General features: G+C 35.8%; 15 protein-coding genes. 13 read left to right on the forward strand and 2 right to left on the reverse strand.

Annotated elements, in window-relative coordinates; genetic code table 11:
* Positions 1-77 precede the first annotated feature (77 nt).
* The 6 genes from AC1RNS_RS09310 to AC1RNS_RS09335 all read left to right on the forward strand — a co-directional run bounded on the left by AC1RNS_RS09310 (position 78) and on the right by AC1RNS_RS09335 (position 4,089).
* Positions 78-497 carry a DUF1801 domain-containing protein gene (locus tag AC1RNS_RS09310; protein ID WP_492992108.1) on the forward strand — a complete coding sequence of 140 codons (420 nt, stop codon included), beginning with the start codon at positions 78-80 and terminating at the stop codon, positions 495-497.
* A 124-nt stretch (positions 498-621) separates the two neighbouring features.
* Positions 622-1,602: an alpha/beta fold hydrolase gene (locus AC1RNS_RS09315; protein WP_492992109.1), complete on the forward strand. Its 981-nt coding sequence runs from the start codon at positions 622-624 to the stop codon at positions 1,600-1,602.
* A complete protein-coding gene (locus AC1RNS_RS09320; RefSeq protein WP_492992111.1) occupies positions 1,599-2,270 on the forward strand; it encodes a response regulator transcription factor in 672 nt (223 codons plus the stop codon). The genes AC1RNS_RS09315 and AC1RNS_RS09320 overlap by 4 nt, the downstream gene beginning before the upstream one ends.
* A complete protein-coding gene (locus AC1RNS_RS09325) occupies positions 2,267-3,262 on the forward strand; it encodes a sensor histidine kinase (protein ID WP_492992112.1) in 996 nt (331 codons plus the stop codon). Before AC1RNS_RS09320 ends, AC1RNS_RS09325 begins: the two co-directional genes overlap by 4 nt.
* 166 nt (positions 3,263-3,428) lie before the next feature.
* Complete coding sequence (locus tag AC1RNS_RS09330; protein ID WP_492992137.1) at positions 3,429-3,857, forward strand: DUF2975 domain-containing protein; 429 nt, start codon at positions 3,429-3,431, stop codon at positions 3,855-3,857.
* A gap of 10 nt (positions 3,858-3,867) precedes the next feature.
* The gene (locus AC1RNS_RS09335) at positions 3,868-4,089 is read left to right on the forward strand and encodes a helix-turn-helix domain-containing protein (protein WP_492992114.1); all 222 of its coding nucleotides are present in this window, start codon (positions 3,868-3,870) and stop codon (positions 4,087-4,089) included.
* A 60-nt stretch (positions 4,090-4,149) separates the two neighbouring features.
* Here AC1RNS_RS09335 and AC1RNS_RS09340 read toward each other — a convergent pair whose 3' ends face one another.
* Positions 4,150-5,034 carry a DMT family transporter gene (locus AC1RNS_RS09340; protein WP_492992116.1) on the reverse strand — a complete coding sequence of 295 codons (885 nt, stop codon included), beginning with the start codon at positions 5,032-5,034 and terminating at the stop codon, positions 4,150-4,152.
* A 494-nt stretch (positions 5,035-5,528) separates the two neighbouring features.
* Positions 5,529-6,386 (reverse strand): LysR family transcriptional regulator, encoded by an 858-nt coding sequence (locus tag AC1RNS_RS09345; protein ID WP_492992118.1) that lies wholly within the window; start codon positions 6,384-6,386, stop codon positions 5,529-5,531.
* Between the two features lie 142 nt (positions 6,387-6,528).
* Here AC1RNS_RS09345 and AC1RNS_RS09350 point away from each other — a divergent pair, with 142 nt between their 5' ends.
* The 7 genes from AC1RNS_RS09350 to AC1RNS_RS09380 all read left to right on the forward strand — a co-directional run bounded on the left by AC1RNS_RS09350 (position 6,529) and on the right by AC1RNS_RS09380 (position 12,314).
* A complete protein-coding gene (locus tag AC1RNS_RS09350) occupies positions 6,529-7,716 on the forward strand; it encodes an MFS transporter (RefSeq protein WP_492992119.1) in 1,188 nt (395 codons plus the stop codon).
* A gap of 103 nt (positions 7,717-7,819) precedes the next feature.
* Positions 7,820-8,191 (forward strand): SRPBCC family protein, encoded by a 372-nt coding sequence (locus tag AC1RNS_RS09355; RefSeq protein ID WP_492992121.1) that lies wholly within the window; start codon positions 7,820-7,822, stop codon positions 8,189-8,191.
* A 111-nt stretch (positions 8,192-8,302) separates the two neighbouring features.
* Positions 8,303-8,836 (forward strand): sigma-70 family RNA polymerase sigma factor, encoded by a 534-nt coding sequence (locus AC1RNS_RS09360; RefSeq protein ID WP_492992122.1) that lies wholly within the window; start codon positions 8,303-8,305, stop codon positions 8,834-8,836.
* Positions 8,820-9,689, forward strand: coding sequence for a hypothetical protein (locus AC1RNS_RS09365; RefSeq protein ID WP_492992123.1), 870 nt, complete (start codon positions 8,820-8,822; stop codon positions 9,687-9,689). Before AC1RNS_RS09360 ends, AC1RNS_RS09365 begins: the two co-directional genes overlap by 17 nt.
* A gap of 126 nt (positions 9,690-9,815) precedes the next feature.
* A complete protein-coding gene (locus AC1RNS_RS09370; protein WP_492992139.1) occupies positions 9,816-10,523 on the forward strand; it encodes a toast rack family protein in 708 nt (235 codons plus the stop codon).
* Positions 10,524-10,681: 158 nt separating this feature from the next.
* A complete protein-coding gene (locus AC1RNS_RS09375) occupies positions 10,682-11,224 on the forward strand; it encodes a sigma-70 family RNA polymerase sigma factor (RefSeq protein ID WP_492992125.1) in 543 nt (180 codons plus the stop codon).
* A complete protein-coding gene (locus AC1RNS_RS09380) occupies positions 11,208-12,314 on the forward strand; it encodes a DUF4179 domain-containing protein (protein ID WP_492992126.1) in 1,107 nt (368 codons plus the stop codon). The genes AC1RNS_RS09375 and AC1RNS_RS09380 overlap by 17 nt, the downstream gene beginning before the upstream one ends.
* Positions 12,315-12,452: the final 138 nt, after the last annotated feature.

Here is a 12,452-nt window from a genome sequence, read left to right on the forward strand (position 1 = left end):
GCGGATAAATAGTTTTTATTAGATTGATGTCATGCTATGATAAATGAAAATACCACCATAGAAGGTGAGGTACCCACATGTACGAATTAAAAACACAAGAAACCGATCAAAGCGTTATTGAATTTATTGAAAATGTTGATAATCCTAAAAAACGGGAAGATGCTTATCGACTTTTGGATATTTTTACTGAGGTTACTGGTTATGAAGCAAAAATGTGGGGGCTAAGTATTATCGGATTTGGTAAATACCATTATAAATATAAAACTGGGCATGAGGGTGATGCACCCTTAACTGGATTTTCTCCGCGAAAGGCTAAAATCAGTCTGTATTTTGCACCAGATGATCCTGAGCGAGAAAATTTGTTATTGAATTTTGGTAAACATACAACTGGGAAATCCTGTGTTTATATTAATAAGCTATCAGATATAGATGTGGAGATTTTAAAATCGCTTATTAAACACACTGTAATCTATACTCAATCCATCTATCCAGAATAATAGGTAGGAGCTGTCTAAAAATTTTAGGCAGCTTTTTTTGATGAAAAATAAATTTCTACAAAAATTAATCAGAAATTTATTTTTACCGTGTATCCTTTCAAGTAACAATTGAAAGGAGCATTATATGAAAAAAATTAAAAAAGTTTTAGTGTATGTAGGAGCGTTTTTTTTGCTTGGTATAATTGCTATATGTATGTTTCATCAAATTCAGCTACATAGAGAAGCAACTATTTTGAAAAATAAGGGAACATTGGTTGAGGTCGATCACCATAAAATCAATGTCTATAATGAGGGGGACGGTGAGGACACCTATATTTTTATGGCTGGTTCTGGCATTGCCGCTCCCATTTATGAGATGAAAGGGCTTTATAGCAAATTCTCGCAGGAGCATAAAATTGCGGTTATAGAAAGAGCAGGCTATGGTTTTAGCGATGTTACAAATGATAAACGGGATATTGATACTATATTAGAGCAAACGAGAGCCGCTCTTCTACAAAGTGGAAATAAGCCTCCCTATGTACTTGTCCCACATTCAATCTCTGGTGTTGAGTCTATCTATTGGGCACAAAAATACCCTGAAGAAATCAAGGGAATTATTGCACTTGATATTGGTTTGCCAGGTCAATATGTGAAGCATAAAATGGGCATAATCGATACTTGGATGGTGAGGGGGATTAATCTATTAACGAAAATAGGCTTACATCGTCTAACATCTTCACAAGTTTATAACCCACAGGTAATAAAGCAAACCTTTTTAACAGATGAAGAAAAAGCTATTTATCAAGCGTTGTCCTATAAACAATTTTTTAATGATAATATGAAAAATGAGCTATTACAAGTCTACGAAAATAGTTTACAATCAGAAATGTTGCCAAAACCTCAGAATACGCCGATATTATTTATTGATGCGGTTGCAGAGGAAAATAAATATACAAAACAAAAGCGCAAGGATTACAAGTATTTTGCTGAGCAATTAAACTTGGCGGATATGAAAGAAGTAAAAGGTACTCATAGCATTTATTTATATAGACCTGATGAAATATATCAACTTGCTATGGTATTTATGAAAGATAAAGTAGACAGCAAAGAAAGGTCGATAAAATGAAAGGTTTTACGATTTTAATCGTAGAGGATGATCAAGTGATTGGTCATTTACTGCAAAAAATAATCCAGCGTGAAGGCTATGATGTAGTGTGGAAAACTAATGGTAAAGATATTAGGAGTATTATCCATCAAATTGATTTAGTTATTATGGATATTATGCTCCCAGGAGAAGATGGCTATCAGCTTACAACGTTTATTAAAAGCTTAGGCTTACCTATTCCTATTATCTTTCTGTCAGCTCGAAATGACATTGAAAGTAAGCTAGAGGGATTAACGGTTGGAGAAGATTATATGACAAAGCCCTTTGAACCGAGAGAGCTTCTTTTACGAATGCAAAAAATGCTCAAGCAGCATTATGGACCATTGACACAAATCCAACATCTTTTGATTAACACAGAGCAGCGTAAGGTTTTTAAGTATAATGTCCAGGAGGAGATTGTTTTGACTGCTATTGAGCGTAAAATCTTCTTTTATTTATTTGACAATCGAGATAGAGTGTTAACGAAGGATCATTTTATTGACTATCTATGGCCACTGGAGGAGCGAAATCAGAATATTATCAATGTCCATATTAAAAAAATTAGGACAAAAATGGATGATCCTACAGGTACTATTCTTCAAAATATTTACGGGGAAGGGTATCGTTTAAATACCTATATACGACAATGACATTAAAAACAAAATATCGCATTCTATTATTTTCAGCTATTATCAGTGTTCCAATTGTATTATTAGGAATAAGTGTGTTGATGTCCATAATCTATGAGTTCGCCTTTAAAACAAAAAATCAGGACATCCCATTTCATGAATCATTTGCCTATCCAATGATGCTAGTTGTGTTCTTTTTATCATTAGGTGTGCTAGCCTTTTTATTTTCGAAATCAATTAATTCATTGCTTACAAAAATTAATATGCTCCATCAAGCAATTCGTGACTTAGCAAGTGATGAAAGAACACCTCATACATTAGAAGTTGGCAGTGAGGATGAAATAGGACAGCTTATTAAATCGGTCAATATTTTAATCGAGCGAACAACCTATCGGGAACTAGAATTAGAGCAACAACAGAGTTTGCAGAAGGAGCTTCTTCAAAAGCTAAGACACGATATCAATACACCACTCACAGCGATTCGATTACAATTATTTTATTTAGAAGAAACACTTAAGGACCAACCAGATATGGTAGAGTCATTAAATGAGCAGATTTACTATATTGCGAGCTTAACCAATGAATTATCTTCACAATCTATTGATACAGTAGAAAGCTCCTATATTATTAAAGAGGAAGTGAGTCTGCCTAAATTATTGGAGACGATGATAAACAAATGGCGTTATTTATTTAACATTCAATCTATTGAATTAAGCTTTCAACTGAATGTAGCAGAATTATCATGGGTAAGTAATGAATTATGGTTACAGCGTTTGTTTGATAATGTGTTTCAAAATACTTTAAAACATTCCAAAGCAACAAAATTTACGGTTGTGATTGACAATGGAATGGTTAAGATGATGGATAATGGAATTGGCTTTGAAAAAAATCACAAACATTCTGGATTAGGGTTACAGATTATCGAGGATATCGCTAGGGTTCTTCAGCTACAATATACATTAGAGTCAAGTAAAGAAGGTACATCATTTTGTTTTGCTTCAAAAATGGAATAGTAAACTGCTTAGGGGTAAATAGTAAACAATAAAAATAATATTGAAATCGATAATAATTTATTGTAAATCAATAAAAGAGGTGCTACAATCAAACTTACAACAAATCCGTGATGAGGTGTATTTTTTGAAACGTGAAACACTCTTTTTAAAGATCGCTGTTTTTCTAATGGGATTGCCGGTTCTTTCCTTATGTGTATTTGTGGTGCCTCGAGTTGCTATGAAAGCCGCACAGCATTTTCCAAAAACAACTTTATTGGCTGTCATTGCTGTCTATGCTACGGCAATTGCTTATTTTGTTGCCTTGTATATGACCATAAAACTTTTAAGCTATATTGATCAAAATATTGCTTTTTCGGAACGATCAGTCAAAGCTTTAATTAATATCAAATACTGTGCAATCGTTATTAGTAGTCTATACTTGGTAGGCATGCCAATGATATACTATGTTGCGGAAGTAGATGATGCTCCTGGGCTTATTATCATCGGTATGGTCATCATTTTTGCTTCCTTTATCGTGGCGGTCTTTGCTGCAGTGCTTCAAAAGCTCTTAAAAAATGCCATCGATATCAAATCAGAAAATGATTTAACGGTTTGAGGTGACTACTATGGCGATGATAATTAATATTGATGTAATGCTAGCTAAACGGAAAATGAGTGTAACAGAGCTTTCGGAAAAGGTTGGCATCACGATGGCAAATCTATCTATCTTGAAAAATGGTAAAGCAAAGGCGATTCGATTTTCAACTTTAGAGGCGATTTGTGAGGCTTTGGAATGTCAGCCAGGGGATATTTTAGAATACAGACGAAACGAAGATAGTCAAGAATAATTACCTAAGAAGAGCTTGGTCAAAAATCCAAGCTCTTTTTTTAGTGTGTGATTCAATTAGCTATGCATGTGGCTTTCGTTGCAGCATTAAAAAGATGGCTAGTCCAATGAGTATCACTACAATCCCTATAGCCTGCTGGAGAGAGATCATTTCATCCAAAATAAAATAGGCGAGGATACATGTGCCAATCGTTTCTCCTAAAATACTCATGGAGATGATTGTTGTGTTCAGCCATTTCAACAACCAATTAAAGATTGTCTGACCTAAAATCGTTGCGATAAAGGCTAGCCCTAAAAGTGCCCACCATGTATCGGCTGAATAAGGGAAAAAAGGTTCCTGCATGATAAGTGCATAAACAGCTAAAAATACAGAACTACTGCCATAGCCTACAATAGAATAAGGAACAAGTGATAAATCCTTGCGTACCGATTGACCGATAAAAAAGTAAGCGGTAATAATGCCTGCTGCGATAAAGGCCAGAATATCACCGTAAAGTGCCTTGCCACTAATTTGAAAATCCTGCCAACCAATAATGAAGCAGCCAATAATCGCTACAAAACATCCAACAATGGCACCTTTTGAGAAACGCTCTTTAAATAAAAAATAACCACCAACTAAGGAAAATAAAGGCTGTAGTGTAACAATCACAGTAGAACTAGCTACAGATGTATATTCTAATGAGGCAAACCATAGTACATAATGACATGCTAAAAACAAACCAGAAATAATGCCAAGCCCCCATTGCTTTGTAGTCAGGCTGACAAGTTCATGGCGTAAACGTTTATTAAATAATAAAAAAGGTGCTAGCATAAGCATAGCAAAAAATAGACGATAAAATGCAGTAATGGCTGGCGGTGCATCAGCTAGTTTGACAAAAATAGCTGAGGTAGATAACGCAAACACGGCAAAGAATAAAGCGATGTAGGAAGATAATAAAGATCTCATGATGTGTACTCCTATGTAATAATTGTTAGGCCAAATTCATTATAGTGCACGATGAGCAAATAACCTAGCACTTTTAGAATAGAATGCCATCATCAGTACAAAAAAATATTTGTTAATGGCGCCAAATCATTGAGATAAATCAATTATGCCTCGGCATAATTGCGTCTGGAATCGGCTTTGTGTTTAGGCCTGCGTGATGCAGGTCAGTTAGCCGTTATCGCATGGATGCAATGATTTTAGGCTAACATAACTTCTTTCAGCAAATGTCTTTTGTACAGAAAGTGTAGCAGCAGATGTTTTATGCGCGTAAGCGTAGCGGCAGCGGCAACGGCAGGTACAGAAGTCTCCTATCTCTATAGGTGGTGAGATGCTACCTTTCAGTGCGTGTCCAAACACCCACTGAAATAGAGGAACTCAGGTGGATGTCACGGAATCGGAAAGGAGTTAAACCTTTTGCAAGAGCATAGCCATGTTAAGGTATGCTCTTGCAATTTTCAACTGGCTTCAAGTAATGACTCAATAATCTTTTTTAATTGAAAGATGGGTGAGTGTTGTTGATTATTTTTTTTATAAATAAAGACCGTTTCAATGACTTTATTAAGCTTTTTTAAATCGTAAAAATGAATGTTTGAATAATTATAAAGATGGATTAATTTTGTATTTAAAACAGCGATTGTATTGTCTATTTGTAGAAAATCGAGAATACTGCTGACCGATTTAATTTCTTTTATTGTAAACGGAATTTGCTCGTCTTTAAGCCATTCCACCATTGCACGCGAATACATGCAGCCTTTACTTAACACGAGCAATGTTACAGGTGTACGCTGCTTAAAATCAATCAGCTGCTTATTATTCGAAATCACTTCAAATGTTTCCGTCGCAATCAGGTCATAGTTTAAGTCAGGATAATGTTTAATCGGATTACTCGTTAGTGCACAATCCATCTCGGTACTGTGTACTTTTTGATTTAATGATGTACTGGATTCAACTGTAAAATCTACATCAATCAAACTATTATTGGTCTGGAGTGCGCTCATAATGGGTGCACCATAAATTTTGATTGTAGTATGAGAAGTACCGAAGTGGATGGTTGATTGAGCTGATCCAATAGCTTGTAAAAATTCCTCATACTCTTGTGCAACTAGCTTTAAAAAATGTAAATATTGTATTCCCACATCAGTAATTTTCAAGCCTTGCGTTGTTCGTTTAAAAACCTCTTGTCCAATTTCCGCCTCCATTTTCTTCACTTTTGATGTTAATGCTGATTGTGTGTAATTCGTCATTTCAGCGGATTTACTTAAATTCTGCCTCTCCAATAGCTCAATTTTTAAGGCGATTTCTTCTAGATTCATGTCTGTTGTCACACACCTATTAAATATTTTGATAGCCCCTATCATTTTCCTCCATTTTACGCACGTAAGTGACGAGCGTAAACTCTAGGTAAATAAAATTATACTGCACAAATAAAGTAGTGTAATGCTTTTGGAGGGTTTTATGAATACTTATTATAAATGGGTTATCTTACTAGTGGCTACACTTTCGCAAACAGCTGCAACATTTGTCACATATGGCATGGGACCAATTGCCACGTTCTATCAAATTGAATGGAATTTATCATCTTTCGAAACAGGGCTAATTGTATCAGCCGTCAATATAGGCCCAATTTTCTCGATGCTTGTTTTTGGCTACATCATGGATAAAAAAGGAGAAAAGCATATTATCGGTTGGGGCTCCATTTTATTAGGGCTGTCAGCATTTCTACTTGTCTCCGTCAACAATTATACGACATTACTTCTTGTATTAGTAGTTGTAGGGATTTGGTATGGTAGTGCACAAACTGGAGGTAGTACCGCCATTGTGAAATGGTTTCCAGACAAGCATCGAGGGCTGGCGATTGGCATTCGTCAAACAGGCATACCAATTGGTGGTGCCTTAGCATCTACTGTTCTAACGTATATGTACAATCATTTTTATCTATCCTCGGTTCACATTATGCAAGGCATTGTGGCAATAGCCGGTGGTCTATTATTTTTACTGATATATCAAGAACCTAAAAAACGTATAGAAATGGCAAGCTCATCTTTTACATTTAGTGATAAGATCAAGGCCATAAAAAATAATAAAGACTTATATCCGATTTATATAGTAGGAATCGTAATGATGACCTTACAAATGATTCTTATCGCCCATTTCATGGGATATTTACATGAGGAAGGGCATTATTCATTAACAGAGGCAGGTTTATATTTAAGCCTTGTTTTGCTTGGTGGGATGGTAGGGAGAGTAGGACTTGCGTGGATCAGTGACCAATTTGCACAAAAGCGTGAACTATTATTAATCTTGGTGATGCTAAGCACGGTGATATTTGCTATAAGTTTGCCATTCATTCTACACTTCAAGAACTTAATGATTGTTTTTAGTTTTCTATTCGGGTTTATAGCACTTGGCTGGTATTCTTTATTCATCACATGTGTGACAGAGAAATCCAATCCACATTATGTTGGCTTAACTGTGAGCGCAGCTTTAACCATTAATCAACTATTTATTGTGATTGCACCATCCTTATACGGCTTTTTGGTCACTATTTTATCTAGTCATCAGTTAGCAATGGACAGTATAGCAGGTATCGTTGCTCTCGGTGCTTTGAATTTATATAGATCTACCAACAAAACTCATGAATAATTGGGAATCGATTTAAACAGAGATTAATTTGTAGCTGTTATCCATTCCATTAATAGGATAAAATAGTGGAAAGAGGAATGCGCTGTAAATGGAGGTGTCAGGAGTGAAAGAAAATAGTTCGATTTGGATTAATGCAAGTATTGATATGGTTTGGCGAGCTATTACGGATGAACAGCAGTTATCACAATGGTATGCTCCAGGCTCAAGATGGGAAATTCCATGTTTGGCGGCTAGTGAAAAAATAATTTTCACATTAATGCCAAATGCTCATAATGGACTCACTGAAAAATTGCCAATGATATTAACAATCAAAAATGTCATACAGAATCAGGAATTTTCGTTTTACTTAGATATAGAAGAAACGTTGATTGCTATTTTATTAGAGGAAGCACAAAATGGTACTACTGTAACGTTTAATATGAGTGGCTATGAGGCATCACTAGCCAACCTAAAAGCCTTAATGGAAGGAAATTAAATAGTAGACTAATCAAGTTTCATGAAATTTTATTTTTCATGAAACTTTTTCGTTAGTCAACGGTCTAACTATAAATGCTTTTCAAGAAAGTGGAGCGAGGGGATGATAAGGGTGATAAAAGAGCAAAAGGATGCTCATCTATCTCGTGCTATGACAACTTATGGCGATTATTTATTGCGCATATGTTATACATATGTGAAAAATTGGACCGTGGCGGAGGATTTAGTTCAAGATACATTCGTTAAATATTACGAAAGAATGGAGCAATTTCGAGAGGAGTCCTCTGTTAAAACCTATTTATATCGAATAGCCATTAATAATTGTCATAGTTATCTTTCAAGCTGGCGCTATAAAAAAATTCAAGTCATTGATTTTTGGGGCAAATTCATAAGCCTTTCTGGTAATCCAGAGAGGGAAGTACTTGAAAATGAAGCAGGGGCAATGCTTGTTGCGTCTATCGAGCAGCTGCCAATTAAATATAAAGATGTACTACTATTATTTCATTTTGCTGAGTTTTCATTAAAGGAAATTGCGAATCTGTTAAAGCTACCTGAAAATACCGTTAAGTCAAGATTAAGGCGAGCGCGTCAAATGGTAGGACTGACGCTTATGGAGGAGGGGTTTGAATATGGATCAGATTCGTAGTGCCATAAACAATTTGTATAAGGATGCTACATTTTCTCAGGAGCAACAGTTAAAAACCTTTCGAAAAATCAATGAAAAAACAACTAGAAAGTCGTGGGTGCCTCTTATTCTTACAATCTTTATTACAGGATGTCTATTGTTTGGTTTGAAGTCAATGCTTGAACAACATGACAATGTTATACAGTCTGCATCAGCGGTTATTTATCCAGAAAAGTCTGGTGTGGTGAAAGATTATACTGCATTACAACGACCCTGGATGGTAGTTGGGTTAATTTCGAGCCTCTTATTATTTAGCTATGCCTTATGGGCAATCATGAAAAAATGGTATTGGCGTTTACTACTATGTATCATTATCATTATTGCCATTTTGGGGAATATGTCTGAACGAATTGGAGATCGTGTTTACGTACAAAATGAAGCGGAAATTCAACAGGCAATACACTGGGGTCCATTCCAATTGATTAGCAGTACAATGCTTGACGCGATAACGATTCCCCCATATCGATTGGGTTATTTTTCAAGTGATGAAATTAGAGAGATTGCCATTTTCAAGCATGATGGAAAAGGATATGTATTAGATCATATTATACAAAGTGGTTCAAATATGAATATTATCTACTTTCCAGAAACCCATTATATTGTGATACCTTTATTGGAAAATCATACTATCGAAAAATTAGTTATTGACACTGGATCAAAGCGTATGGAGATTGCCATTGATTCAAATAGTGCGCAATTAGTGCCAGTGGAACTAGAAGCGACCGTTACGCCTTCACAGCTAAAAATCGATGTATATGATCATGAAGGAAATAAATATTCACCCTACGAATCCTCAGATATTTTCTCGTATTGAATCAATCTTTACTACGTCTCAGGTCTTAGACGAATTTAAAGCGGAGGGTCGTTTTTATTATTTTGCATTCCTATATAATGAATTTATTGGTAAATTATATAGCGGGAGGAAATAAAATTGAAAAAAATGATTGGAATTGGTGTAATGATGGGTGCTTCATTATTGCTTTTATCGGGGTGCTACTCAGTTTTCCCAGAAAAGACCAGAGATGAAACGATCCTTGTGGAAAAGGATAAGGCTGAAAAGTTAGAGGTTGATATCAATCTTGGTGTAGGAGAATTAATTGTTAAAAAAGGCGCCAAGGATTGGATTGAAGGTACCGCTCAATATAATATTAAAAAATTGGCACCACAGGTACATTACGATCTACAAGGTAAGACAGGAAATGTAGAGATTGAACATAAAGGCTCAACAAACATTCGTCTTGGAAAAATGAAAAATACATGGGATATCGTACTTAATGAGGATATTCCAATGGATCTCTCTATTGAAACAGGAGCTTCAACAGCAGAGCTTGATTTACGAGGTCTGCAGCTGGAAAAATTAGATATTGAAACCGGTGTTGGTGATTTACTTGTGGATTTAAGTGGTGATTGGAAGAAAAGCTTCGAAACAAACATTGAAACAGGCGTTGGTGCAGCTACTGTCATTTTACCATCATCGGTTGGGGTAAAACTAACAACAGAAGAAGGGTTAGGTTCCTCAAGCATAGAAGGCTTACTTTCAAAAGGAAAGGGTGTCTATGTCAATGAAGCCTATGAAAATGCAGATGTTGTATTAGAGGTCAGCTCGGAAATCGGTGTTGGCGATGTAACCTTTAAATTGGATAAATAAACGTTTAGTAGGCTACTTAAGAGGGTAGTCTACTTTTTTGTTGTTGACAGAAAATAGATAAATAGAAGAACCAAACTGATGGATAGAAAAAAGAAATGACGAAAGTGAAACCTTTTGTGTTTGTGAATGACTCTAATTATTGAAAGGAGGGAAGCAGCATGGAACATGATATTGCTATCGTCAAACAGGCTATTGCAGGGAATAAGGAAGCGTTTGAGCAGCTACTCATTTTAGAGGAAGAAAAGCTATTTTATACCGCGCTTTCTTATGTTGGCCAAAAAGAAGATGCACTGGATGCGATTCAAGAGGCAGCATGTAAAGCCTATTTAAGTGTTCACCAACTAAAGCAACCGGAATTTTTCACCACATGGTTATTTCGCATTTTAATCCATGAATGCTACCGCTTACTTAAAAAAGGGCAAAAAATGATCCCCTACGAAGAAAGTGAATTATTAAATCGTTTACAACATGAAGAAAATGTCATTGTGAATCCAATTGACTTACCAGAAGCCATAAAGCAATTAAATCATTCTCAGCAAATGGCCATTATTTTATTTTATTATCATGATTTGCCGATGAAAGAAATTTCAGAAGTAATGGATAAGCCTGTTAGCACGATTAAAACATATTTACATCGTGGAAAAAAACAATTAAAGCGACAATTAGAAAGGAGTGCAACGTTCAATGAAAAAGTCATTTAATGAAAATGGAAGTCTTCCAGCATTCCCAAGAGATGAGGTACGTGCAGCAATTGCAAAGGGCGTACAACAAGCAGAGGAGCAAACAAATATGAGACAAACACCTTTACAAATTAAAAGAAAAAGTAAACGTAAACCATTACTATATGTAGCAAGTGCCGCAGCTGCATTTAGTATTATGGTTGGTTCCGCCGCATATGTATCACCAACATTCGCAAGTACATTATCGCAGCTACCAATCGTCGGATCGGTATTCAGTAACTCTGGCTTCCTTGGGCTAAAACAGGCAAGTGAACAAGGGCTAACAAGCACTATTGGAGAAAAACATACAATTAATGGTATTTCCGTTACGATAGATGAAGTCCTTTATGATGCGTCTAATATTACGGTAGGGCTTACAATTGATTCTGAAAAGGAATTAAGTGAAAATTACTTCGGGGCAGGATTTGATTATACGATTAATGGTGAAATCCCTAAAACAGGTTCAGGAAGCTATGGAGAAAAAGTTTTAAGTCCAACGGTTCGTACAGGTATCGCAAGATTTGATGTGAAGGAGAACATGCCGGATTCCTTTGAGTTAGGTTTATTGTTAAATGGTAGGAAAGGAGAAAGGTGGGAATTTGAGGTTCCTGTTACAAAGATTACGGATACTATTTATGTTCCTGTCAATCATCAGCAACAAGTAGAGGGCATTCAACTAGATGTGTCCAAAATTTCATTAAGCCCAACAGGTATAGCACTTAACTATAAAGCTGGTGAAAAGGGTACATTTGATAATCCACAAGTAAGTGCATCGTTTATAGAATTCCGTATTACTGATCAGAATGGCAAGGAGATTACATCGCATTCAGGTGGGGGAGATGGTCATTTCGATAATGATGTATGGAACTTTAGCAGCATCAAGTCCTTTGACCCGATTTCAGACGATGTTCAAAAATTAACGATTACCCCTTATTTAGCGCTTCCTTCAGGCGGAGGTGGTGTACAAATTGATAAGGATGGTGCAGAAACAAAAATACCATTTGATAAGTCAGCACTAAAAGAAGTGAAATTCCAACCATTCACAGTAGAAGTACCTAAACAAACTAAATAAACATTCCAGCGTCAAATACAACCTTTTGTATTTGGCGCTTATGTTGTTGAAATACTATTATGTCAATGAAATCAAGGTGACAAATTAAAAAGTATAGCCCTTTTTCAAAACGAGGGGTTGATCTCCGTTCCGACTGAG

The organism is Lysinibacillus sp. GW821-FHT14F06, assembly GCF_058803665.1.